General features: G+C 67.2%; 24 protein-coding genes and 1 tRNA gene. 15 read left to right on the top strand and 10 right to left on the bottom strand.

From position 1 onward, the window contains the following. The first annotated feature begins 20 nt into the window (after positions 1–20). Positions 21–1,667, top strand: a complete 1,647-nt coding sequence (gene recN, locus ACFOPI_RS04155) for a DNA repair protein RecN (protein WP_382171208.1) — start codon at positions 21–23, stop codon at positions 1,665–1,667. Beyond that, positions 1,664–2,602, top strand: coding sequence for an RNase adapter RapZ (rapZ, locus tag ACFOPI_RS04150; RefSeq protein ID WP_382171206.1), 939 nt, complete (start codon positions 1,664–1,666; stop codon positions 2,600–2,602). Before recN ends, rapZ begins: the two co-directional genes overlap by 4 nt. Positions 2,603–2,609: 7 nt before the next feature. Here rapZ and mutY read toward each other — a convergent pair whose 3' ends face one another. From mutY to mutM, 3 genes are read right to left on the bottom strand one after another with little or no spacing between them, the layout of a single operon-like run. Then, complete coding sequence (gene mutY / locus ACFOPI_RS04145; RefSeq protein ID WP_382171203.1) at positions 2,610–3,680, bottom strand: A/G-specific adenine glycosylase; 1,071 nt, start codon at positions 3,678–3,680, stop codon at positions 2,610–2,612. Next, positions 3,677–5,620: a dynamin family protein gene (locus tag ACFOPI_RS04140; RefSeq protein ID WP_382171200.1), complete on the bottom strand. Its 1,944-nt coding sequence runs from the start codon at positions 5,618–5,620 to the stop codon at positions 3,677–3,679. Before ACFOPI_RS04140 ends, mutY begins: the two co-directional genes overlap by 4 nt. A gap of 51 nt (positions 5,621–5,671) precedes the next feature. After that, positions 5,672–6,487 carry a bifunctional DNA-formamidopyrimidine glycosylase/DNA-(apurinic or apyrimidinic site) lyase gene (gene mutM / locus ACFOPI_RS04135; protein WP_382171198.1) on the bottom strand — a complete coding sequence of 272 codons (816 nt, stop codon included), beginning with the start codon at positions 6,485–6,487 and terminating at the stop codon, positions 5,672–5,674. A 161-nt stretch (positions 6,488–6,648) separates the two neighbouring features. On the opposite strand from mutM, the gene ACFOPI_RS04130 reads away from it, so the two are divergent. The 7 genes from ACFOPI_RS04130 to pth all read left to right on the top strand — a co-directional run bounded on the left by ACFOPI_RS04130 (position 6,649) and on the right by pth (position 12,442). Then, positions 6,649–8,373: a tetratricopeptide repeat protein gene (locus ACFOPI_RS04130; RefSeq protein ID WP_382171196.1), complete on the top strand. Its 1,725-nt coding sequence runs from the start codon at positions 6,649–6,651 to the stop codon at positions 8,371–8,373. A gap of 113 nt (positions 8,374–8,486) precedes the next feature. Further along, positions 8,487–8,861 carry a lipoprotein insertase outer membrane protein LolB gene (locus ACFOPI_RS04125; protein ID WP_382171193.1) on the top strand — a complete coding sequence of 125 codons (375 nt, stop codon included), beginning with the start codon at positions 8,487–8,489 and terminating at the stop codon, positions 8,859–8,861. Next, positions 8,858–9,772 (top strand): 4-(cytidine 5'-diphospho)-2-C-methyl-D-erythritol kinase, encoded by a 915-nt coding sequence (ispE, locus tag ACFOPI_RS04120; RefSeq protein WP_382171190.1) that lies wholly within the window; start codon positions 8,858–8,860, stop codon positions 9,770–9,772. Before ACFOPI_RS04125 ends, ispE begins: the two co-directional genes overlap by 4 nt. Positions 9,773–9,861: 89 nt before the next feature. Then, positions 9,862–9,938: transfer RNA gene (locus tag ACFOPI_RS04115), tRNA-Gln, on the top strand. Positions 9,939–10,016: 78 nt separating this feature from the next. Continuing rightward, positions 10,017–10,991: a ribose-phosphate pyrophosphokinase gene (locus tag ACFOPI_RS04110; protein ID WP_066255280.1), complete on the top strand. Its 975-nt coding sequence runs from the start codon at positions 10,017–10,019 to the stop codon at positions 10,989–10,991. Between the two features lie 87 nt (positions 10,992–11,078). Beyond that, a complete protein-coding gene (locus ACFOPI_RS04105) occupies positions 11,079–11,705 on the top strand; it encodes a 50S ribosomal protein L25/general stress protein Ctc (protein ID WP_382171187.1) in 627 nt (208 codons plus the stop codon). A gap of 71 nt (positions 11,706–11,776) precedes the next feature. Then, positions 11,777–12,442 (top strand): aminoacyl-tRNA hydrolase, encoded by a 666-nt coding sequence (gene pth, locus ACFOPI_RS04100; RefSeq protein ID WP_382171184.1) that lies wholly within the window; start codon positions 11,777–11,779, stop codon positions 12,440–12,442. Here pth and ACFOPI_RS04095 read toward each other — a convergent pair. Genes ACFOPI_RS04095 through ACFOPI_RS04075 form a run of 5 tightly spaced genes read right to left on the bottom strand, consistent with a single transcriptional unit; the run spans position 12,391 to position 16,635 of the window. Beyond that, on the bottom strand, positions 12,391–12,690 hold the full coding sequence (locus tag ACFOPI_RS04095; protein ID WP_382171181.1) for a YfhL family 4Fe-4S dicluster ferredoxin: 300 nt from the start codon (positions 12,688–12,690) through the stop codon (positions 12,391–12,393). The two genes, pth and ACFOPI_RS04095, sit on opposite strands and share 52 nt — an antisense overlap. A 10-nt stretch (positions 12,691–12,700) precedes the next feature. After that, positions 12,701–13,204 (bottom strand): pantetheine-phosphate adenylyltransferase, encoded by a 504-nt coding sequence (coaD, locus tag ACFOPI_RS04090; protein WP_382171179.1) that lies wholly within the window; start codon positions 13,202–13,204, stop codon positions 12,701–12,703. 51 nt (positions 13,205–13,255) lie between these two features. Next, complete coding sequence (gene rsmD, locus ACFOPI_RS04085) at positions 13,256–13,861, bottom strand: 16S rRNA (guanine(966)-N(2))-methyltransferase RsmD (RefSeq protein ID WP_382171176.1); 606 nt, start codon at positions 13,859–13,861, stop codon at positions 13,256–13,258. A gap of 17 nt (positions 13,862–13,878) precedes the next feature. Continuing rightward, a complete protein-coding gene (locus ACFOPI_RS04080; RefSeq protein ID WP_382171173.1) occupies positions 13,879–15,207 on the bottom strand; it encodes a M16 family metallopeptidase in 1,329 nt (442 codons plus the stop codon). Positions 15,208–15,225: 18 nt separating this feature from the next. Next, positions 15,226–16,635, bottom strand: coding sequence for a M16 family metallopeptidase (locus tag ACFOPI_RS04075; RefSeq protein ID WP_382171170.1), 1,410 nt, complete (start codon positions 16,633–16,635; stop codon positions 15,226–15,228). A gap of 29 nt (positions 16,636–16,664) precedes the next feature. On the opposite strand from ACFOPI_RS04075, the gene ftsY reads away from it, so the two are divergent. Then, positions 16,665–17,711, top strand: a complete 1,047-nt coding sequence (ftsY, locus tag ACFOPI_RS04070) for a signal recognition particle-docking protein FtsY (protein ID WP_382171168.1) — start codon at positions 16,665–16,667, stop codon at positions 17,709–17,711. 30 nt (positions 17,712–17,741) lie between these two features. Here the strand turns inward: ftsY and ACFOPI_RS04065 are convergent, their stop codons facing one another. Next, the gene (locus ACFOPI_RS04065; protein ID WP_382171165.1) at positions 17,742–17,948 is read right to left on the bottom strand and encodes a zf-HC2 domain-containing protein; all 207 of its coding nucleotides are present in this window, start codon (positions 17,946–17,948) and stop codon (positions 17,742–17,744) included. Continuing rightward, complete coding sequence (locus tag ACFOPI_RS04060; protein ID WP_382171162.1) at positions 17,945–18,514, bottom strand: sigma-70 family RNA polymerase sigma factor; 570 nt, start codon at positions 18,512–18,514, stop codon at positions 17,945–17,947. Before ACFOPI_RS04060 ends, ACFOPI_RS04065 begins: the two co-directional genes overlap by 4 nt. A gap of 83 nt (positions 18,515–18,597) precedes the next feature. Here ACFOPI_RS04060 and ACFOPI_RS04055 point away from each other — a divergent pair, with 83 nt between their 5' ends. From ACFOPI_RS04055 to ACFOPI_RS04035, 5 genes are all read left to right on the top strand, one after another. Continuing rightward, the gene (locus ACFOPI_RS04055; protein WP_382171159.1) at positions 18,598–19,122 is read left to right on the top strand and encodes a TlpA family protein disulfide reductase; all 525 of its coding nucleotides are present in this window, start codon (positions 18,598–18,600) and stop codon (positions 19,120–19,122) included. 117 nt (positions 19,123–19,239) lie between these two features. Further along, positions 19,240–19,521: a BufA1 family periplasmic bufferin-type metallophore gene (locus ACFOPI_RS04050; RefSeq protein WP_382171157.1), complete on the top strand. Its 282-nt coding sequence runs from the start codon at positions 19,240–19,242 to the stop codon at positions 19,519–19,521. A gap of 36 nt (positions 19,522–19,557) precedes the next feature. Next, the gene (gene bufB, locus ACFOPI_RS04045; protein WP_382171155.1) at positions 19,558–20,457 is read left to right on the top strand and encodes an MNIO family bufferin maturase; all 900 of its coding nucleotides are present in this window, start codon (positions 19,558–19,560) and stop codon (positions 20,455–20,457) included. Continuing rightward, positions 20,454–21,311, top strand: a complete 858-nt coding sequence (locus ACFOPI_RS04040) for an HvfC/BufC family peptide modification chaperone (protein WP_382171153.1) — start codon at positions 20,454–20,456, stop codon at positions 21,309–21,311. Before bufB ends, ACFOPI_RS04040 begins: the two co-directional genes overlap by 4 nt. Further along, positions 21,308–21,790 (top strand): DoxX family protein, encoded by a 483-nt coding sequence (locus ACFOPI_RS04035; RefSeq protein WP_382171150.1) that lies wholly within the window; start codon positions 21,308–21,310, stop codon positions 21,788–21,790. Before ACFOPI_RS04040 ends, ACFOPI_RS04035 begins: the two co-directional genes overlap by 4 nt. The last annotated feature ends 19 nt before the right edge of the window (positions 21,791–21,809 follow it).

Raw genomic sequence — 21,809 nt, 5'->3', positions numbered from 1 at the left:
CCTTCGTTTGTTCCGAAGCCATGAGCCTCCGACGCATCGTCTTGCGTGACTTCGTCATCGTGCCCTCGCTGGATCTCGATCTGGACCAGGGCTTCAACGTGCTCACCGGCGAGACCGGTGCCGGCAAATCCATCCTCATCGACGCCTTGCAGCTGGCGCTCGGGGCCCGCGCCGACAGCGGCGTGGTGCGAGAGGGCGCCACGCGCTGCGAGATCGCTGCGGAATTCGACCTGCCCTCTACCCTGCGCCCCTGGCTGGATGAACAGGGCATTGCTGCGACCGAAGACAGCCTGCTGCTGCGCCGCACCGTCGACACCGAAGGACGCAGCCGCGGCTGGATCAATGGCAGTGCGGCCACGATGGCCCAGCTCAAGGCCCTGGCAGATCACCTGGTCGATATCCACGGCCAACACGCCTGGCAAAGCCTGACGCGCGCCGAAGCCGTGCGGGGTCTGCTAGACGCTTACGGCGGCGTGGACACCTCGACGGCGTCCACGCTCTGGGCCGGCTGGCGCCAGGCCCGAAAGGCACTGGAGAGTGCGACCCAGCGCCAGAACACGCTGCAGCAGGAAAGCGAGCGACTGGCCTGGCAGATCGGGGAGCTCGACAAATTGCAGCCACAACCCGGCGAGTGGGAAGACATCAACGCGCAGCACAGCCGCCTGGCCAATGCGCAAGGCCTGATGGACGCCGCACGCGACGCCGCCGCAGCGCTGGACGACGAGGACAGCAGCGCCGCGTCGCTGATTCACCGGGCGCTGTCCGCGCTGCAGGCCCAGGCCCACCTGGAGCCCGCTTTCAACGACGCCATCGAAGCGCTGCAGGCGGCCCTGGCCCAGGTGCAGGACACGGTGCACAGCCTGCACCACTACACACGCCACACCGAACTGGACCCCTCGAGGCTGGAGGCACTCGATCAGCGCCTGTCCCAATGGATGTCGCTGGCCCGCCGCTACCGCCGGCCGCCCGAAGAACTGGCCGAGCTGCTCGCGGGCTGGAAACAGGAGCTCGAAAGCATCGACCAGGCCATGGACCTGGACGCCCTGCGCGCGGCGGAACGCAAGGCATGGGACTCATTCGAGCTTGAAATCAAGCGCCTGGCGAAGCTGCGCCGGCAGGCGGCGCCCAAGCTGTCGCGGGCGGTCACCGACGCCATGCAGACCCTGGGCATGCAGGGAGGGCGTTTCGAGGTGGGTCTTCAGAAACTGGACGAACCCCAGGCGCACGGCTGGGAGCAGGTCGAGTTCCTGGTCGCAGGCCACGCGGGCGTGAGCCCACGACCGGTCGGCAAGGTGGCCTCGGGCGGCGAACTATCACGCATCGCTCTGGCGATCTCGGTGGTCACCAGCCAGCTGGGACAGGCCCCGACCCTCATCTTCGACGAGGTCGACTCGGGCATCGGGGGGGCCGTGGCGCACACCGTCGGGCAGCTTCTGCGCCAGCTCGGTCGCGACCGTCAGGTGCTCGCCGTGACCCACCTGCCCCAGGTGGCCGCGTGTGGAGACCACCACCTGCTTGTGAGCAAGCGCCAGAGCGGCTCGATCACGCACAGCACCGTCACCCAGATCACCCACGAACAGCGCGTGAGCGAACTGGCGCGCATGCTCGGCGGCAACGACCGTTCGGAAGTCTCGCTGGCGCACGCACGCGAACTGCTGACCACATGAACACGCCGGACCCCGCCCAACTCCTCAAGCCGATCGAGCTGGTGCTGATCACCGGCATGTCCGGATCGGGCAAGTCGATCGCCCTGACCGCCCTGGAAGACCTGGGCTACTACTGCGTCGACAACCTGCCGCCGGAGCTGCTGGCCTCGTTCATCGCGCTGGAGCAGAGCCACCGAGCCAGCAAGGTGGCGATCGCGATGGATGTGCGCAGCGCCGCATCGCTGCCTGGCCTGCCCGCGCGGCTGGCCGAGATCCGCCACCAGCCCGGACAGGATGTCCACCTCACCACGGTCTTCCTCGACGCCACCACGGACACGCTGGTGCGGCGCTTCTCCGAGACCCGCCGCCGCCACCCGTTGTCGCTCAAGCCGTCGAACGACGAACACCGGGCGCTCACGGACGCCATCGAATACGAGCGCGAACTGCTGTCGGAGCTGCGCGACCGCGCCCAGGTGCTCGACACCAGCCTGATCCGCCCAGCGCAGTTGCGCAGCCACATCAAGGAACTCATCGGCGCCCAGCAGGCGCCGCTCACCTTGGTGTTCGAGTCCTTCGCCTTCAAGCGTGGCATTCCCATGGACGCCGACTTCGTGTTTGACGTGCGCATGCTGCCCAACCCGCACTACGAACCCGACCTGCGCCCACTCACGGGGCGGGACGAGCCCGTGGCGGCCTTCCTGGCGCGCCATGACGAGGTGGGGGTGATGCAGGAGCAGATCGACACCTTCCTGCGCCACTGGCTGCCGCACATGCTGAACGACCACCGCAGCTATGTCACCGTGGCCATCGGGTGCACGGGCGGCCAGCACCGGTCGGTGTACCTCGTGGAGCGCCTGGCCAAGGCCTTTTCAAGCGCCTGGTCCACACGCTTGCGCCACCGCGAGATCGATGGCTGGCCCACACCCCCTGCCCGGTCCGCCTCCGCGAGCCCCTGAGCGAGCGTCAGTCCGGCAGCTGCAGCAGCAGGCTTCGAACCGGCGCAGGCAGACCAACGTCGCCCAGTTGGTCCGTCGGCACCCACCGACCATCCGGGATCGCCGGGTCCGCGGCGTCCGCCACCAGATCGACCAACACGGGATGCAGTCGCAGCTCTCGATGGGTGAGCGCATGGGCCTGCGCAGGCAGGTGCCGGGCCGCCCCCGCGTGGTCACCGGCCGCTGACAGCGCCTGGGCCTCATCACCGGCCACCGGCACACAGTGCAGGCCCGCCCAGATGCCTCGTGGCGGCCGCCGCTCCAGCCAGACGACCGACTGCTCCCCCACGCGCTTGCGCAATATCAGCAGCCACCAGCTCTCGTGACGCCGGGCGACCCGCCTGGTCTTCACCGGGTACCGGTCGGTGGCGCCCGCCCGGCGGGCCTCGCACAGCCCGGCCACCGGGCACCGTTCGCAGGCGGGCTGCCGCAGCGTGCACACGCCAGCCCCGAGGTCCATGAGGCCCTGGGTGTAGGCCACCATGTCGTCCGCCGAAGGGTGCTCGGGCAGCAGCGACTGGGCCAGTTGCCACAGCTCCCGCTGGGCACGGGCTTGCGAGAGATCCCCCTCGAAGGCCAGCAGGCGACTGAGCACACGGCGCACGTTGCCATCGGCGATGGACACCCGTTCGCCGTGACAGAAAGCCGCGATCGCAGCCGCAGTGGAGTCGCCAATCCCGGGCAGGGTGGCCAACACCGACGACATGGAGGGAAACAGCCCCCCATGCTCCGATACCACGGTGCGCGCACAACGGTGCAGGTTACGGGCCCGGCTGTAGTACCCCAGCCCACTCCAGAGGGACATCACCTCGTCCTCAGACGCCGAGGCAAGGGCATGCACATCGGGAAACCGGTCCAGGAATCGTTGGTAGTAGCCCAGGACGGTGCTCACCTGGGTCTGCTGCAACATGATTTCGGACAACCACACGCGATAGGGATCGCGGGTGCCCTGCCAGGGCAGGCCGTGCCGCCCATCCCGACGCTGCCAATGCACCAGGGCCGGCGCAAATCCGGCGCTGACGGAGCCGGGGATCTTCATGCCTCGACCGCTTCGGCCGGGACTGCTTCGGGAGAATCCAGCAACTGACCTGTCAGCTCCACCAGCTTGGCGTCGACCAGGTTGAGCTCGGCCTGCTGGGACTGCAGCTCACGAATACGCTCGTCCAGCCCGCTCGCAGCCTGCTGGATGCGCGACACGGCTTCGATGCGGCGACTGAAGTTGCGTCGGCGCTCGCGCAGCTGGGCATCCAGCTGGGCCGCGGCCGACTTGTTCCACAGTTCCACCGCGTTGACCGCCGTGTCATAGACCACGCGCAAACGGCTCATCAGCGCTCGCGCCAGTCGCTCGCCAAACTCGGGCTGGGCCAGCCGCAGTGCGTTGCCCAGGCTGAGGTACTGCAGGTGGCTCTTTTCGATGAGTTCCAGGTCTTTCAGGTACTGCTGAAGCTGCGGCGGCGTGGGCGGCTGCAGGGAGAAGCCGTACTCGGCGTTGAGCCCCTTGAAACTGCCTTCGAGCATCGACTGGATTTCGGACGCGAGCTGGTCTGCCTTCAGAAGGTCGGCCCGCAGCTGCTCGAAGGTATGACCGTAGGCGCGGCGCACACCCAGCTTGATGCCGGGCTGCTTGAGAGCACGCGCCAGTTCGGTCACCCGCGACTTGAGATGCGAGTGCCCGAGCAGCGAGAACAGGTCCTTGAGCAGTCTCAAGTGCACCGAACGCACGGCCTGGATCTTGGCGCCACTGGCGTCAAACTCGGCCTGCTCTTGCTCGATGCGCAGCCGCATCTGCTTGATCACACCGGCGTTTTTGCCGCGCAGGCCTTCGAGCTCCTGGACCTGCTCGACCAGGTCGCGGGCGCGGGTGTGTACCAGGCGTCCGGTCTCCTGGCGCAGTGCCTGCATCGCACTCGCCACCGCCGCGCCCAGAATCCGGCGACGCTGTCCCAGCAGGTCGACACCCAGCGCGGTTTCCAGTTCCATCAGGTTGCTCGCCTGCAGCAGGCGTTCGTCTCGGCTGACCTTGGCCAGCAACCCTTTCTGTGCGGACACCGCGATCACCTGCATAGGCGACAGACCCAGCACGTCGGCCGACTCGGTGCGCTGGGCTGCGATCTGCAGCTGCACCTGCTCGGGGGTACTCAGCGCGTCCCACATCGTGTCGATCTTGTTGAGCACCACCAGCCGGCTGGCCTGGCCTTCTGGGAGCCCGGCGATGTGCTGGCGCCAGATGGCGAGGTCCGACTTGGTCACGCCAGTGTCCGCCCCAAGAATGAACACCACGGCATGTGCCTGGGGCAGCAGGCTCACGGTCAGCTCAGGCTCGGCCCCGATCGCGTTCAGCCCCGGCGTGTCCAGAATCACCAGCCCCTGCTTGAGCAGCGGGTGGGCCATGTTGATCAGCGCATGCCGCCACTTGGGCACCTCGATCATCCCGTCGGAGCCCATCACCGGGTTGTCGTCCGGCAGCTCGTCGTTCCAGAAGCCCAGCGCGGTCGCTTCCGAACGGGTCACCCGTCGCACCTCGGCCACCTTCTGGATGGCGCGAGCCAGCTGCTGGGGATCGTTGACATCCAGATCGACCCGCTCCCACTTGTCCGGCGCGTTGCGCCAGTCCAGCAGAGATTTGGACTGCAACCGCGTCTCAATCGGCAACAGGCGCAGGCAGGGCGGCACCTCGGAGTCGTAGCCCAGCTCGGTGGGGCACATGGTGGTGCGTCCCGCACTGGCCGGCATGATCCGGCGCCCGTAGCCAGCGAAGAACACGGCGTTGATCAGCTCGGACTTGCCCCGCGAGAATTCGGCCACGAACGCGACCATGATCTTGTCGTTGCGGACCTGCGCATGCAGCTGGTCCAGCCGCTCGCGAACTCCGGCCTCCAGCAGCTCGTGGTCCTGAAGCCATTCCGACATGAGCTTGAGACGCAGAGCAAACTGTCTGCGCCAGACGCCGTGGTCGTCGAATTCCTGGTTGAAGCTCATGGGCCGGTGGGGGAGTGAACCCGTTCAATATAGCATCGCACCCCGTCCCGCTTACGGCTTCTGGCACCGGGGACAGAAATAGGTCGAGCGTTGTCCCTGGCGCAGCTGCTGTATCGGCGTGCCGCAGGCCCTGCAGGGCAGTCCCTCCCGACCGTAGACCATGGCATCCATCTGAAAGTAGCCGCTCTGGCCGTCTGCGCTGGAAAAATCGCGCAATGTGCTGCCCCCCAGCGCCAGAGCGCGCTGAAGCACTTGAACGATCGCCCCGTGCAGGCGGGTCGCGCGCGGGCGGCTCAGCCGGTCGGCGCGCACCGTCGGGCGAATGCCGGCCATGAACAACGCCTCGGACGCGTAGATATTGCCCACGCCGACCACCACATCACCGGCCAGCAGCACCTGTTTGATGCTGGCCCGCCGCTGTTGCAAGGCCATGCGAAACCCGACCGGCTCGAACCCGTGCTCCAGAGGCTCGACCCCTAGTCCGTCCAGCAGCTTGCGGGCCCGTGGATCCTCCGTCGAGTCGACCAGCACCACGGCACCGAACCGCCGGGGGTCGTGCAGACGCAGCACGCCCCGGGAGGTCTGGAGCTCGAAATGATCATGAACACCCCGCTCAGGCAGCTCGTTGGAGAACTGAAGGCTGCCAGACATGCCCAGATGGACAAGCAGCACCCCTTTATCCAGATGAATCAGCAGGTACTTCCCGCGACGCCCGACCGCCAGGACATGGCGGCCGGTCAGTGTGGCGGGGTCTGCCCCCAGGGGCCAGCGCAGGGGTTTGCCCATCAGCGCACCCCGGATCTCCGCACCCGCGATACGGTCCGCAAAGCTGCGACGGGTGACCTCGACCTCGGGCAATTCAGGCATCGCTTGGTGATTTCTGACGATGAAGGGAACGCCCGACCGGGCACCGGAATCCCAGACCTGCCGACCTGGACCCTTCCATTATCATGAGCTCGATGAACACTCCGCCCGACCGCAGCCACCGCAGCCCGCAACGTCGGAGCGCCCGGACAATACAACAAGCCGTGCTGTTTCTCGGCCTCCTGGCGAGTCTGCCGACCCTGGCGCTGGCCCAGGAGAATCCACCGGCAGAGCCCCCGGCCGCCAACTCCACGCTTTCTGCACCATTGTTCTATCAGCTGTTGCTGGGGGAACTCAACGTTTCCTCCGGCGAGCCCGGTACCGGCTACTCGCTGATTCTGGATGCTGCCCGCAAGCAAAACGACCCCGACCTGTTCCGCCGAGCCGTGGAGATCGCCCTTCAGGCCCGCTCGGGTGACGCGGCGCTGGCGGCGGCGCGCGCATGGTCGCAGGCCATCCCGGTTTCACCCGAAGCAGACCGCTTCGAACTCGAGATTCTGCTGGCGCTCAACCGCGTGGGTGAGACCGGTCCCGTTCTGCGCCGCCTGCTCGACCAGGCCCCTGCAGCATCCCGCAACGACGCCATCAATGGCATTCCCCGCATCTACGGGCGGGTGGCGGACAAGGCTGCCGCCCTTCAGGTGGTGCGCGAAGCCCTTGCCTCAGTGATCAAACAGGGAACGCACGCCGCGGCGGCATGGACCACCATCGGTTCCATGGAACTGGGCAACAACCAGCCCACCCAGGCGCTGACATCCGCGCGAAGCGGGCATGCCGCCGACCCGGCTTCCCCATTTCCCGCCCTACTCGCCCTGGACCTCATGGAGCGCGGGCAGACCGCAGCGGAATCCGTGGTTCGTGGCCAGCTGAAAGCCAGCCCACCGGTGGCGGGCAGTCCGGCCCCGGTGGCACTGGGTTACGCCCGTATCCTGTTCGATCTTCAGCGCCACGCTGAAGCGCGCAGCCTGCTGGAAAACCTGACCCGCCTCCAGCCCGAGGCCATGGAACCCTGGCTGCTGCTGGCTGCGCTGCAGGTGCAGGACAAGCGCCTGCCTGCCGCCACGCAGTCCCTGCAGACCTACATGGGCCTGGCACGCCAGTCCGGCGACGAGCGAGCCGCGCGCGGTCTGACGCAGGCCTATCTGTTGATGGCCCAGATCGCCGAACAGCAAAAAGACTTCCAAGCAGCCAGCGCCTGGCTGGACCGGATCGAGAACGCCGACGACGTCATGGCTGCGCAGATGCGCCGCGCCTCCCTGCTGGCCCACCAGGGGCAGATGGACCGCGCACGTGCGCTGCTGCGCAACCACCCCGAACGGCGCCCCGAGGATGCGCGACTGAAGTTCGCTGCCGAAGCACAGCTGTTGCGGGACTTCAAGCAATGGGAGCAGGCCTACCAGCTCTATGGCGAGGCGGTCACCCGGTTCCCTAAAGACAGCGACCTGATCTACGACCAGGCCATGATGGCGGAAAAGCTCAACCGCATCGACGACATGGAGCGCCTGTTTCGCCGGGTGATCGAACTCAAGCCAGACCACCACCACGCCTACAACGCACTGGGCTACTCCCTGGCCGATCGCGGCCTTCGACTGGCAGAAGCCAGGCAGCTGATCGAAAAGGCCGTGTCCATGGCGCCCGACGACGCCTACATCCAGGACAGCCTGGGCTGGGTGGAGTTCCGCGACGGCAACATCGCTCGCGCCCTGCAAATCCTGCAGGCCGCCTTTGACAAACGCCCCGATGCAGAAATCGCTGCCCACCTCGGCGAGGTGCTGTGGGTCAGCGGCAATCGAGACAAGGCCATGAAGATCTGGCGCGAGGGGCTGCTGCTGGCCAGCGACAACGAGACGCTGCAAAACACCCTTCAGCGTCTGCGCGTCAAGCCATGACCCGATTTGCTCGATGGTGTCTCGCCTTTCTGGGCGCGGCGGTACTGACGCTGGTGGGTTGCGCCACGTCCCGATCAGACGCGCCGCGGGACGTCACCTCTTGGAGCGGTCGTATGGCGCTGACCGTCCACAGCGAGCCACCGCAATCGTATTCCGCCGGATTTGAACTTCGTGGGACCCCTGCTGCCGGCGAACTGCAGCTGACCTCTCCGCTGGGGACCGTGCTGGCAGCGGTGCATTGGTCACCTCAGGGTGCTGAGCTAAAGCAGGGCAACCAACTGACCCGCCGAGCCTCTCTGGACGAACTCACCGCTGACATCGGAGGCACCCCCTTGCCCGTGACCGCTCTCTTCGGCTGGTTGCAAGGACAAGCCGCCGCTGCCGACGGCTGGACCGCCGACCTCAGCCGGCAAAGCGAGGGACGCGTGGTCGCGCGCCGACTTCAACCGTCGCCCACTGCCGAACTGCGCCTGGTTTTCCAGCCATGACCCTATACGCCGAACCGCTTCAGCGCCTCGAAGGTGTGCCCGCACCGGCCAAGCTGAACCTGTTCCTACACGTCACTGGCCGCCGCGCCGATGGCTATCACCTCCTTCAGTCGGTGTTCATGCTGATCGACTGGATGGACGTTCTGGACTTTGAGCTCCGCCCGGACGGCCGGATCAGCAGGGAGGACAACGTCCCTGGCCTGCCTGCCGAGGACCTGAGCGTCCGCGCTGCCCGTGCGCTCCAGGAAGCGACAGGATGCACCCTGGGCGTCCATATCCGTCTGGACAAGCGCATCCCTGCTGAAGCGGGCATGGGAGGAGGTTCGTCGGACGCCGCTACCTGCCTGCTCGCGCTCAATCGGCTGTGGGGGCTCAGGCTGACCCGGAGCGAACTCTGCAGAATCGGCTTGCGGCTGGGTGCCGACGTTCCGTTTTTTTTGTGCGGCCACAACGCCTGGGTCGAGGGCGTGGGTGAACAACTCACCCTGGTGTCTCTGCCCTCCGCCCGCTTTGTGGTGGTCAAGCCACCCACCGGTGCATCGACACCCGCAATTTTCAATTCGCCAGAACTTCAACGCAACACAAAAACTGCTATACTCCAAGGCTTTGCTGCAAACACCAATGCAGAACGTTTGAACAGCGATGCCCGCATCGCCTGCGATCTTCAGAGAATTCTGGATTTCGGACACAACGACCTGCAGCCGGTGGCACAGACACTGTGTCCCGACGTGGTGCGATGCCTCGATTGGCTGTCGTCCCGTGGCCTCCACGGGCGGATGACCGGTTCTGGTACCGCGGTGTTTGCGCAACTGCCGCAGGGAACGGACCTTTCTGGCGCTCCAGCCGACTGGACGGTTCGTGAATGCAGCAACATGGATGCACATCCATTGCTGGACTGGTGTCCCGGGTAAAATCGGGTCAGTCAGTCCGGTCAACGGATGTGTGACCAGCGACATTTTTCGGGTGTTTGTGGAGCGCAAGCTTTACAGACCTCCTGAGTAGGGGAGTCGCCAAGTTGGTAAAGGCACCGGATTTTGATTCCGGCATGCGAGGGTTCGAGTCCTTCCTCCCCTGCCACCCTTTTTTTGAACCACATACCCAGCGGCCGCGCCGCTGTCGGCCAGCGCACTGGTCGTTGAAACAGCCGGGAATACCATGCAAGTTCAGCCCCCTGATTTCATGATCTTCACCGGCAATGCCAACCCGGTCCTCGCGGCCGAGATTGCCCAGCATCTCAACACCCAGCTTGGGTCAGCCAACGTGGGTCGCTTCTCTGACGGTGAGGTCACGGTCGAGATCACCCAGAACGTGCGAGCCCGCGATGTGTTTGTGATCCAGTCGACCTGCGCACCGACCAATGAGAACCTGATGGAACTCATCATCATGGTCGACGCGCTCAAGCGGGCTTCCGCCGCGCGCATTTCGGCTGTGATCCCCTACTTCGGCTACGCCCGCCAAGACCGCCGCCCGCGCTCCAGCCGCGTGCCGATCTCGGCCAAGGTCGTGGCCAACATGCTGCAGACCGTGGGCGTGAACCGCGTGCTGACCATGGACCTGCACGCCGACCAGATCCAGGGCTTCTTCGACATTCCGGTCGACAACATCTACGCCTCCCCGGTGCTGCTGGGCGACCTGCGCCAGAAGAACTACGAAGATCTGCTGGTGGTTTCACCCGACGTCGGCGGCGTGGTGCGTGCCCGTGCGCTGGCGAAACAACTCGGCTGCGACATGGCCATCATCGACAAGCGCCGCCCCAAGGCCAACGTATCGGAAGTGATGCACGTGATCGGTGACATTGATGGCCGCAACTGCGTGATCATGGACGACATGATCGACACCGCCGGCACGCTGGTCAAAGCCGCTGAGGTGCTCAAGGAACGCGGCGCCAAGCATGTCTACGCCTACTGCACGCACGCCATCTTCTCGGGACCGGCCATCGACCGCATCGCCAAGGGCTCTGCTCTGGACGAAGTCGTCGTAACCAACACCATCCCTCTGTCTCAGGCCGCCCAGGCCTGCGCCAAGATTCGCCAACTCTCCGTGGCGCCGCTGATGGCCGAAACCATCGCGCGCATTGCCTCGGGCGAGTCGGTCATGAGTTTGTTCGCCGATCAGGACAATCTGTTCTGAGGCGACAAAAGCCGGGTCGTGCCATGGGGTGCGGCCTTTTTCAACCTGAGGCGTTCTGGTCGCGGAACCCCTCCACTGGAGTCAGTCATGCAATTTGTCGCTTTTGAGCGCGCCAAGCAGGGTACGGGTGCGAGCCGCCGTCTGCGCATCACCGGTCGCGCGCCCGGTATCGTTTTCGGTGGTGACACCGCGCCCGTGACGATCGAGGTCGATCACAACGCGCTGTGGCACGCCCTGAAGAAGGAAGCCTTCCACGCGTCCATCCTGGACATGGAACTCGCTGGCAAGGTCCAGAAGGTCCTGCTGCGCGATGTGCAGTACCACCCCTACAAGCTGCAGGTCCTGCACGTGGACTTCCAGCGCGTGGACGAAAAGACCCGCCTGCACAAGAAGGTGCCGATCCACTTCGTGGGTGAAGAGAACTCGCCGGCGGTCAAGACCGACAAGTGCCTCGTCAACCACATCGTCACGGAGATCGAGATCGAATGTCTGGCCATGCAGCTGCCGGAATTCATCGAGGTCGACCTCAGCACCGCCGAAAAGGGTGCCACTATCCACACCGGCGACCTGAAGCTGCCCGCCGGCGTGAAGATCGTGACCCACGGCCGCAAGGACATCACCATCGCCACCGTCGTTGAGCCGGTGGAAGAAGTGGTGGCCGCTCCGGTGGTCGCTGCCGCCGACGACAAGAAGAAAGGCAAGGGCAAGAAGTAATTCTTGGTCTCCCTCTCAAAGGCCCGCTCCATGCGGGCCTTTGTCTTTGGTGCCCCTGATAATCCGACGCCATGATCCGACTCATCGCAGGCTTGGGCAATCCTGGCCCCGAATACGCCGACACCCGCCACAACGCAGGCTTCTGGTTCGTGGACGAGGCAGCGCGTCTGCTCAAGACGTCGCTGCAGATGGAGCGCGGGCACTTCGGTCTGGTGGCACGCGCCAATATGGCGGGTCAAAGTATCTGGCTGGTCGAACCGCAGACCTACATGAACCTCTCGGGCAAGTCGGTCGCCTCACTGGCGCGCTTCTTCAAGATCGCGCCTGAAGAAGTGCTGGTGGTGCACGACGAGCTGGATCTTCCGCCAGGCGAGGCGAAACTCAAGAAGGGCGGCGGCCACGCCGGCCACAACGGCCTGCGCGACATCCACGCCCAGCTGGGCAGTGCGGACTACTGGCGTCTGCGCATCGGCATCGGCCACCCGGGCAACAGAAACGAAGTGGCGAACTGGGTGCTCAAGAAGCCATCACAGGATGACCGCATCGCCATCACGCAGTCTCTGGACCGCGCCCTGAAAGCGCTGCCGCAACTGATCGCAGGTGAGATGGACAAGGCCACGGCCCTGATCCACACCAGCAAGCCACCACGCCCCAAGCCACCCAAGCCTGTGGCGGCGACGCCCGCTCAGGGCGTCGAGGGCGGCAATACCACCGGGCCAGGCGAAGCCAGCGACTGACCGGCCGCCTGCAGGCGCTGGTACTTCTGCCACAGCGTCTCGTGATTTTCGGTGTGCGCCGGATCGACCGGGATGCATTCCACCGGGCACACCTGCACGCACTGCGGCTCGTCGAAATGGCCCACGCACTCGGTGCAGCGGTTGGGATCGATCTGGTAGAAGTCCTCGCCCATCGAGATCGCTTGGTTCGGGCATTCGGGCTCGCAGACGTCGCAGTTGATGCACTCGGCGGTGATCATCAGGGCCATGACGCGCTCCTCAAGCCTGGAGGGGGCGTGGCTTCAGCCGGTCGGCCACGCCGGGTCTGACCATCTGCGACACATCGCCGCCGAGCGTGGAAATCTCGCGCACCAGGGTGCTGGAGATGCACTGCAACTCGGCCTGCGGCAGCAGGAACACAGTTTCCACCGCCGGCAACAGCTTGCGGTTCATGGCCGCCATCTGGGCCTCGTAGTCGAAGTCGGTCATGTTGCGGATGCCGCGCACCACGGCGCAGGCGCCCTGCTCCCGACAGAACTCCATGATGAGCCCGTCAAACGGCAGCACGCGCACCGGCAGGCCAGCCATTGCTTCCGCCGCCATCTCCATGCGCTCCTGAAGCGAGAAGCGCGTCTTCTTGTGGTGGGCGATGGCCACAGCCAGGATCAGTTCGTCGAACAGCCCGGCGGCGCGGCGCACCACGTCTTCATGACCGAGCGTGAGCGGATCGAAGGTGCCGCTGTAGACCGCGATGCGGCGAGAGGAAGGGGCGGATTCGGGCATGGCAAGGATTATCGGCCAAGGGCCGGCGGGAGCTGGGCGCCGGGCCGCTTGTCACTGCGGGGGCAAGGGGCGCAGAAGGTGGAAGTGCACCTGCCCAGCCCGGCCGTGACGGTGCGTCTGCAGGCCGATCTGCGCCAGCTCGTCATCGCCCCAGGTGCGCGGCGCTTCAAGGTAAACCAGACCGTTCTCTGCCACCGCCTGGCGGGCCGACCGCAGCGCCGTGCTGAACAAGGCCTCGTTGCCGCCGTCACCGAACGGCGGGTCGAGGAACACCAGGTCCAGCCCCTGCCCGGCCCGCTGGCGCAGCGCGGCCACGCCGTCACCACGCTCCACGCGCACCGTCCCGGCCTTGAGCCGGAGTGCAGTGGCCTGCAGGGACTTGCACAGCACCGGGTCGTGCTCCACCAGCGTCACCTCGGCTGCGCCGCGCGACCCCGCCTCCAACCCGAGTGCGCCCGTGCCCGCGAACGCGTCCAGGCAGCGCCATCCACTCAGGTCCTGGCCCAGCCAGTTGAAGAGGGTCTCGCGCACGCGCGAGGGCGTGGGCCGCAGGCCAGGCCGGTCGGCCACCGGCAGCTTGCTTCGTTTCCACTGGCCGCCGATGATGCGAACCTCGTGCGCAGCCTGGGCGGCGGCGCGTGTCGGTGTTTTGTTCATGCGCCGAGCTTAACCAGTCAGGGCTTGGCGCCCACGACCACCGTCACCATGCGCTCGGGCTGCAGCACCCGTGCAAACGCCCGCCGGATGTCAGCCGTGGTCACTGCCTCGACGCGGCGGGTCCAACTCTCCAGGTAGTCCAGCGGCAGGCCGTTCCAGGCGATGTTGGCCACGTTGTCCAGCAGCTTGCGGTTGCTGTCGAAGCGCAAGGCGAAGCCGTTGACCAGGTAGTCCTTGGCAGCCCGCAGCTCCGCCTCGGTGGGACCGTCGGCGACGAAGCGGCGCACGACCTCGCGCGCCACCTGGACCGCCTGATCCGCCTGGTCCGGCCGCGTGCTCAGGCCGAGCTGGAAGGCGCCTGCGTGCAGGCCGGGCGCGAAGTAGCTGTAGGCGCTGTAGCTCAGCCCCCGCTTTTCACGCACTTCCGTGGTCAGACGCGAGACGAAGCCACCGCCGCCCAGGATGTAGTTGCCGACGAACAGCGGGAAGAAGTCGGGGTCGTTGCGCCGGTGGCCCGGCTGGCCGATCAGAACCTGGGCCTGCGCGGCGTCGAAGGGAATGCGCCGCTCGACGGCGCTCGACAGGGGCGAGACCTCGGCCACCGCGGGCAGGGGCTCACAACCGTGCGGGGACAGGGCCGCCACGAGCCGATCGGCGATGCGACCGGCCATGGTGCGGTCGACCGCCCCCACCATGACGATCTGTGCCCGGCAAGCGGCTGCATGGCGGCGGTAGAAACCGCGCATGTCGCCCACGGAGATCGCGTCCAGCGTGGTGGCGGTGACCTCGCGGCCGTAGGGGTGGTCGCCGTACACCGCCTGTGCAAAGGCCCGCCCGGCATGGGTGCCAGGGCGCGTCTCGGCTTCCTTGAGGGCAGCCAGCCAGCGCTGGCGGTCGCGCAGCCAGACGGCCTCGGGCCACGCCGGCGAGGCCAACTGGCGGGCTGCGAGCGCCAGGGAGCGCTCCAGCAGATCCGGCTCGGTCAGTGTGCGCAGGGACACGCTGAAGCGATCCAGCCCCGCGCTCACGCTCAGCTGGGCGCCCAGGTCGACCCAGGCCTCGCTGAGCGCGTTCTCATCCAGCGCCGGCTGCGCACCCTGCGCGGCAACGCCGGCCGACACCATCGACACCATCGACGCCGTGGCGCTCGCCAGCCCGGCGCGGTCGGCGGGATCGCGGCGCGAACCGCCGTCGAAGTCGATCTGCACGTCCAGCATCGGAATCGAGGGGCTGGCCACCAGATAGACCCGGGCGCCGCTGGCATGGGTCCAGTGCTGGATCGGAATCACGGCCCAGGCAGGCGCACAGAACAGACACAGCAGCACAAGGCGGAAGACGTTCTTCATTGTTGGATCACCCAGGTGTCAGTGGCGGCCCAGCGCGGGCCGGGGACCGGTCCGGGCCGGTGCGCTGCGTTGCGACGGATCAGGCACCAGTACGGCCACGTTGAGGCGCTCCGCCGGGAACAGCCGCTGCGCTGCCGAACGAACCTGTTCGGCCGTGACGCCGCGCAGGGCGTCCATCAGCCGCGGCGCGCTGCCGGGGCCGAGCCCGTTGACCCACCAGGTGCCCAGCTCCTGCGCCTGGTTGTAGACCGAATCGAGCTTGTAGATCTCGCCCGCCGCCCACTGGGTCTTGACCCGCTGCAGTTCGGCCTCGCTCACGCCCTCGCGCGCGATCCGGTCCAACTCGGCACGCAGCGCCTTCTCCACCTCGGCCACGGCCACCCCAGCCGCCGGCACCGCGGTCAGCGTGAACTGCGCGGGCCCGCGCCCCAGCGGCCCGTAGCCGGACCCGGCGCTGTCGGCCAGCCGGTCGCCCGCGGCGCCCTGCACCAGCGCCCGGTCGAGCCGGGCGCCGCTGTAGCCGTCGAGCAGCGCGGACAGCACGATCAGCGCCAGCGCATCGCGCGATTCGTCGTCGAGTGCGCCAGGGTCTTTCAGGCGCGGCATGGGCCAGGCCATGGCCAGCATGGCCTGTTCGGTCGCGGCACGGTACTCCATGCGCCGTTGTCCGCTCTGGGGCGGTTCGTCGCGCGGCTTGCGTTCGGGCAGCGCGCGGGCGGGAATGCGGCCGTAAATGGACTCCGCCAGCGCACGCACGGTATCGGGCTCGACATCGCCCGCCACCACCACAGCGGCGTTGCCCGGCACATACCAGCGTCGGTGGAAGTCCCGCACGTCCTGCGGGGTCATCGCATCCAGGTCGCTCATCCAGCCGACCACCGGCCGGCGGTACGGGTGGGCCTGCAAGGCCATGGCGCCGAAGGCCTCGAACATGCGCGCCCGCGGCGACTCCTCGGTGCGCTGGCGCCGCTCCTCCTTGACCACCTCGATCTCGCGCCGGAACTCGTCGTCGCTCCAGCGGTTGTTTTCGAAACGGTCGGCCTCCAGCCGCATCACCGCCTCCAGATGGCGCGCGGGCACCTGCTGGTGGTAGGCGGTGGCGTCGCGGCTGGTGAACGCGTTCTCGCGCCCGCCCAGCGCCGCGACGCGGCGGGAGAACTCGCCCGGCGCCAGGCTGGGCGTGCCCTTGAACATCATGTGTTCGAGCACATGGGCCACGCCCGAGGTGCCATCGACCTCGTCCATGGAGCCCACACGAACCCAGAGCATGTGCACCACGGTAGGCGCCCGCCGGTCGGGCTGCACGATCAGGGTCATGCCGTTGGAGAGGGTGTAGGTCCGGGCGGCTTCGGTGGCGGACGCGGCGGCGGACCAGAGCATGGCCAGCACCACCAGCCCCCGCATCAGGGAGGAGAAAGCTCGTTTCATAGAATCCTGTGGATTCCAAAGATTGAAACATGTTCTCGTTCTTCAGAAAAAAACCGCCTGCGCCCGCTCCGGCTCCCGAACCGGGCCCCGCCGCCGCGCCCGCCCCTGCGGCACCGGTCGCTCCGCAGGCCACGGTGCCCGCCATGGTCAGCCCGCCGGCCACGCCGCCAGCACCCGAGCGCAAGGGCTGGCTGGACAAGCTCAAGGCCGGACTGCGCAAGACCGGGTCGAGCATCGCCACAGTCTTCACCGGCACGCAGATCGACGATGCGCTGTATGAAGAGCTCGAGACCGCGCTGCTGATGGCAGACACCGGGGTCAAGGCCACCGAGCACCTGCTGGCCGATCTCAAGCGCCGCGTCAAAGAGTCGAAGACCACCGACCCGGCCGCCGTCAAGGGCTTGCTGGCCGACGCCATCGCCGACCTGCTGGCGCCGCTGCAGAAGCCCCTGGTGATCGGCGAGCACAAACCCACCGTGATCATGGTCGCGGGCGTCAACGGCGCAGGCAAGACCACCTCCATCGGCAAGCTCACGCGGCACCTGGCCAACGAAGGCGCCAGCGTGCTGCTGGCGGCGGCCGACACTTTCCGCGCCGCGGCGCGCGAGCAGCTGGCCGTGTGGGCCGACCGCAACACCGTGGAAATCGTGACCCAGGAAGGCGGCGATCCGGCGGCGGTGAGCTTCGACGCGGTGAGCGCCGGCAAGGCGCGCGGCCGCGACGTGGTGCTGGTGGACACGGCCGGCCGCCTGCCGACGCAGCTGCACCTGATGGAAGAGCTCAGGAAGATCAAGCGGGTGGTACAGAAAGCCGATGGAACCGCGCCGCACGAGGTGCTGCTGGTCATCGATGGCAACACCGGCCAGAACGCGCTGACGCAGGTCAAGGCCTTCGACGAGGCGCTGCAGCTCACGGGCCTGGTGATCACCAAGCTGGACGGCACGGCCAAGGGCGGCGTGGTCTGCGCCATCGCGCGCGAGCGGCCGGTGCCGATCTACTTCATCGGCGTCGGTGAAAAGCTCGAAGACCTGGAAACCTTCAGCGCGCGCGAGTTCGCGCAGGCCCTGCTGAACTGAAGCCGACCCGCGCCGAGCCGGCGGCGCGCGTCACTCGTCCTCGGTGTAGCCGCGCCACTGCTTCATCGCATTGCGCATGGTGAGCATCTGACGTTCGAAGCCAGGACAGGCCTTGCACATGGCCAGGTGCAGCCGCAGCCCGACGCGATCTCCCCAGGACAGCGGGCGGTCTTCACGGGCCACCATCAGCGCGGTGGCCTCCTTGCAGGTGCGGCGAAATGGGTAAGCGGCTTTCATGTCGTGTGAGCTCGTCCAAACCAGTTCAGTTCCAGGCACTCCCGCAGTCGCAGGCGGGACCGATGGAGCTGAACGTAGAGGTTGGTCGGCGTCAGCCCCAGTTCCTTACAGATCTCGTCGCTGGAGAGCTCCAGCCATTCGCGCATCAGGAACAGACGCCCCTGCACCGGCGGCAGCTTTTCGGCGCAGGCATTGAGCACGGCCATGAACTGGCGGCTGCCCAGCGACTGCTCGGGATCGCCCCAGTCGGCCGGCATCTGGGCGTGGTGGCCATCGGCCTTGAAGGCCATGTGCTCCAGCGGATCGGCGCTGTCGTCGTCCGAGCCGCTGTCCAGCGTCACCTCGCGCTGACGCTGGCGCAGGATGTCGATGATCTTGTGCTTGAGGATGCCCACCATCCAGGTGCGCATCTGGGAACGGCCCTCGAACGCCTGGGGCCGGGCCAGCGCGGCGAGCATGGTCTCGGAGACGGCGTCCTCGGCCCAGGCGTCGTTGCGCAGTTGCAGGCGCGCGAAGCGCAGCAGGTAGTTGCGGCACTCGGCCACCTGGGTTGGAAAATCGGGCATGGGTGTGTCCGGTTACGGAAAGACGCGGAGAGTGTAAGGACCCGCACGTGGTGACGACTGAACGGTCACACCGGAGAAACCCTATGACCCACGCAACCACCCGCCGACGCCTGCTGCAGGCCACAGCTCTGACACCCGCAGCGATGCTCGCTGGCGCCGCCTGGTCACGGACCTCGACCGACACCGAGGCTGTTGTTCGGCTGGAGGGCAGCGACGCCGAAGGCCGACCGGTCCGCCTGTCGGCCCTTCGCGGACGCGTGGTGCTGGTCTTCCACTGGCGCACTGGCTGCGCCGTGTGCCGCGACAAGATGCACGAGTTGCGCGCCAATCTGATCGGCTGGCAGGGGCAGGCCTTCTCGCTGATCGGCGTGAATGCGGATGCGCGGCGAAAGGACTGGCTGGACTACGAGCAGCTGGTGGCCAGCGCCGTCCCGATCACACAGCGCTTCCCGTCCATCTGGAGCGGTGATCCATCGACGGTCGACAGCCTGGGGCCTGCCACGCAATGGCCCACGGCGATCCTCATCGACAAAAGCGGTCGCCCGGTCGAGCGCTATGTCGGACGCATCCCGGCTGCAGCCTGGGACCGCATCGCCGAACTGCTCTGACAAATTCTTTTGGCATGCCGTGTAAGAACCGCGCTGCCCGACAGACAGACACGCAACCGCCCGGTGTCACCCAAACAGACCGGCGGTTGAACCTCAACCCAACCAGGAGTCTTTTCCATGAATCAACGCACCATGATCACCACCGCCGCCGCCTCGCTGATGTCGCTGGCCCTGCTGTCCAGCCCTGCCATGGCCCAGAACGCGGCCAAGGAAAAGTGTTTCGGCATCGCCAAGGCGGGCCAGAACGACTGCGCCAACCTCTCTGGCTCGCACTCCTGCGCCGGTCAGTCCAAGGTAGACAACGACAAGGGCGAATGGAAGTACGTCGCCGCGGGCACCTGCAAGACCATGGGCGGCATGTCCATGGACGAAGCCAAGATGGGCATGAAGAAATCCTGATCCGCAGCCACCCGTCGCAAGAGAAAGCCCGCCACCATGACCGCACCCGCTCATCGGCCCCACGCCGCAGCACCCGAGGTGGGCATCGGTTGGCGGCACCCCCACTACGCAGCGCTGCTGGAACAGCAGCCTGCCCTGGACTTCCTCGAAGTTCATTCCGAGAACTTCTTCGCCCCCGGCGGTGCGGCCCTGGCCGTGCTGTGCGAAGGGCGGGCGCAGCACCCAGTGAGCCTGCACGGTGTGGGCCTGTCGTTGGGTTCGGCGCGGGGCATCGACACCGCGCATCTCAACCAGCTGGCGCGGCTGGTGCAGGCCATCGACCCGGTCCGGGTCAGCGACCACGCCAGCTTCGCAAGCGGTGCGGTGGTGCATGCGGCCGACCTGCTGCCCGTGCCGATGAGCCGCGCGGCGCTGGACGCCATGTGTGCCAACGTCCAGCACGTGCAGGACCGTCTGCGCCGCCCCATCGCGGTGGAGAACCTATCGGCCTATGTTCAGTGGCGCGGTGCCGAGATGGACGAACCCGAGTTTCTCAACACGCTCGCGCGGCGCAGCGGTTGCGGCCTGCTGGTCGACGTGAACAACATCTTTGTCAACGCCCTCAATGGCCAGCTGCGAGGCGAACACGACGACCCGATGGACGCGTGCAAGCGCTGGCTGGATGCCATCGCGCCGGACCATGTGGCGGAGATCCACCTCGCCGGCCACCGGCACTGCGGCGACATCGTGATCGACGACCACGGCAGCCGCGTGGACGAGCGGGTCTGGGCGCTGTACCGCCACGCCATCGGCCGCTTCGGCGCCGCGCCCACCCTGATCGAGTGGGACACGGACGTGCCTGAACTGGCCGTGCTGCTGGACGAGGCCGCCCACGCCCGCGAGGCCGCGGCGCAGGTGCTGACCCCAGCCACCGACACACAGGCGGTCGCCGCATGAACACCCGGGACACCTTCACGCTGGCGCAGCAACAGCAGCTCTTTCTGGACGCCCTGTTTGCGCGCCCCGGCGACGACCGACAAACAGCCGACGCGCGCCTGAACGCGCAGCTCGATGTGCGGCATCCCCAGTCCGTACGAGGCCTGGCGGCCTACCGCAGCAACGGCCATGCGATGGCCGAACGCGTGCTGCGGGCCGCCTACCCAGTGATTGCTGCGATGCTCGGCGAACAGAACTTCGACCTGCTCGCGCGCGACCTCTGGCACACCCACCCGCCCCGCTGCGGCGACCTCGCGCAATGGGGCGACGCCCTGCCCGGCTTCCTGCAGGCGAGCGACCAACTGTCCAATGCGCCCTACCTGGGCGACGTGGCGCGCGCCGAGTGGGCGCTGCACCGCGCGGCCAGCGCCACCGACGCCGAGCCCGATCTGCCCAGCTTCGCGCGGCTGGCCAGCGAAGACCCGCAGGGCCTCGCGCTCGTGCTCAGCCCAGGCGCCACTGTGATCGGCAGCCGCTTTCCGGTCGCCAGCCTGGTCACCGCGCACCTGCACAGCAGCCCCAGCCTGGCCGAGGCGGCTCAGCGGCTGCGCGAGGGCGTGGGCGAACACGCCCAGGTGTGGCGCCAGGGCCTGCGCCCGCGCATCGACGCCATCGCCCCGCCGGCCGCGGCGCTGGTGCAGGCGCTGCAGGCCGGCGCCGATCTGCCCGGCGCACTCGATGCGGCCGGCGCCGCCGACACCGAACCGCCGGCCTTCGACTTTTCAACCTGGCTGACCGCCGCAGTCACCGACGGGCTGGTCATCGGCGTGCAGCGCCTGACCACCCACGCCACCCAACTGGAGACCACCCCATGAACACGACCCTGCTGCAGCGCGGCCTGAACCTCTGGAACGCCTTCACCGCCGTCCTGGACGGCGCACAGCCCCTGGCCGCACTGCTCGCGCGTGCCTACCTCGCCCAGGTGTTTTTCCTGTCCGGCCTGACCAAGCTGCGCGACTGGGACACCACCCTGCTGCTGTTCACCGAGGAATACCGCGTGCCGCTGCTCTCGCCCGGTATCGCGGCAGTCATGGGCACCGCGGGCGAGCTGGTGCTGCCGGTGATGCTGCTGCTGGGCCTGGCCGGGCGCTTTGCCGCGCTGGGTTTGAGCGTGGTCAATGTGGTGGCGGTGCTCAGCCTCGCCGAGATCGCCCCGGCCGCACTGCAGCAGCACATCACCTGGGGCGTGCTGCTGGCGGCGCTGGCCTTGTACGGCGTGGGCCGCTGGTCGCTGGACTGCGCCTGGCTCAAGCCCCGGGTGAACGGCTGGCTGACACCGGCGGCCAGCAGGTAAGCTCGCGCAGCGGTACACA

This window comes from Hydrogenophaga luteola, assembly GCF_042648585.1.
In the GTDB taxonomy this organism is placed as follows: Bacteria; Pseudomonadota; Gammaproteobacteria; order Burkholderiales; family Burkholderiaceae_C; genus Hydrogenophaga; species Hydrogenophaga luteola.
This window is presented reverse-complemented; position numbering and strand designations above follow the sequence as displayed.

What these genes read in the sequence shown, in the direction of transcription:
- recN (WP_382171208.1), top strand. Translation starts at nt 21, where the DNA reads ATGAGCCTCCGACGCATCGTCTTGCGTGACTTCGTCATCGTGCCCTCG.
- rapZ (WP_382171206.1), top strand. Translation starts at nt 1,664, where the DNA reads ATGAACACGCCGGACCCCGCCCAACTCCTCAAGCCGATCGAGCTGGTG.
- mutY (WP_382171203.1), bottom strand. Translation starts at nt 3,680, where the DNA reads ATGAAGATCCCCGGCTCCGTCAGCGCCGGATTTGCGCCGGCCCTGGTG.
- ACFOPI_RS04140 (WP_382171200.1), bottom strand. Translation starts at nt 5,620, where the DNA reads ATGAGCTTCAACCAGGAATTCGACGACCACGGCGTCTGGCGCAGACAG.
- mutM (WP_382171198.1), bottom strand. Translation starts at nt 6,487, where the DNA reads ATGCCTGAATTGCCCGAGGTCGAGGTCACCCGTCGCAGCTTTGCGGAC.
- ACFOPI_RS04125 (WP_382171193.1), top strand. Translation starts at nt 8,487, where the DNA reads ATGGCGCTGACCGTCCACAGCGAGCCACCGCAATCGTATTCCGCCGGA.
- ispE (WP_382171190.1), top strand. Translation starts at nt 8,858, where the DNA reads ATGACCCTATACGCCGAACCGCTTCAGCGCCTCGAAGGTGTGCCCGCA.
- ACFOPI_RS04110 (WP_066255280.1), top strand. Translation starts at nt 10,017, where the DNA reads ATGCAAGTTCAGCCCCCTGATTTCATGATCTTCACCGGCAATGCCAAC.
- ACFOPI_RS04105 (WP_382171187.1), top strand. Translation starts at nt 11,079, where the DNA reads ATGCAATTTGTCGCTTTTGAGCGCGCCAAGCAGGGTACGGGTGCGAGC.
- pth (WP_382171184.1), top strand. Translation starts at nt 11,777, where the DNA reads ATGATCCGACTCATCGCAGGCTTGGGCAATCCTGGCCCCGAATACGCC.
- ACFOPI_RS04095 (WP_382171181.1), bottom strand. Translation starts at nt 12,690, where the DNA reads ATGGCCCTGATGATCACCGCCGAGTGCATCAACTGCGACGTCTGCGAG.
- coaD (WP_382171179.1), bottom strand. Translation starts at nt 13,204, where the DNA reads ATGCCCGAATCCGCCCCTTCCTCTCGCCGCATCGCGGTCTACAGCGGC.
- rsmD (WP_382171176.1), bottom strand. Translation starts at nt 13,861, where the DNA reads ATGAACAAAACACCGACACGCGCCGCCGCCCAGGCTGCGCACGAGGTT.
- ACFOPI_RS04080 (WP_382171173.1), bottom strand. Translation starts at nt 15,207, where the DNA reads ATGAAGAACGTCTTCCGCCTTGTGCTGCTGTGTCTGTTCTGTGCGCCT.
- ACFOPI_RS04075 (WP_382171170.1), bottom strand. Translation starts at nt 16,635, where the DNA reads ATGAAACGAGCTTTCTCCTCCCTGATGCGGGGGCTGGTGGTGCTGGCC.
- ftsY (WP_382171168.1), top strand. Translation starts at nt 16,665, where the DNA reads ATGTTCTCGTTCTTCAGAAAAAAACCGCCTGCGCCCGCTCCGGCTCCC.
- ACFOPI_RS04065 (WP_382171165.1), bottom strand. Translation starts at nt 17,948, where the DNA reads ATGAAAGCCGCTTACCCATTTCGCCGCACCTGCAAGGAGGCCACCGCG.
- ACFOPI_RS04060 (WP_382171162.1), bottom strand. Translation starts at nt 18,514, where the DNA reads ATGCCCGATTTTCCAACCCAGGTGGCCGAGTGCCGCAACTACCTGCTG.
- ACFOPI_RS04055 (WP_382171159.1), top strand. Translation starts at nt 18,598, where the DNA reads ATGACCCACGCAACCACCCGCCGACGCCTGCTGCAGGCCACAGCTCTG.
- ACFOPI_RS04050 (WP_382171157.1), top strand. Translation starts at nt 19,240, where the DNA reads ATGAATCAACGCACCATGATCACCACCGCCGCCGCCTCGCTGATGTCG.
- bufB (WP_382171155.1), top strand. Translation starts at nt 19,558, where the DNA reads ATGACCGCACCCGCTCATCGGCCCCACGCCGCAGCACCCGAGGTGGGC.
- ACFOPI_RS04040 (WP_382171153.1), top strand. Translation starts at nt 20,454, where the DNA reads ATGAACACCCGGGACACCTTCACGCTGGCGCAGCAACAGCAGCTCTTT.
- ACFOPI_RS04035 (WP_382171150.1), top strand. Translation starts at nt 21,308, where the DNA reads ATGAACACGACCCTGCTGCAGCGCGGCCTGAACCTCTGGAACGCCTTC.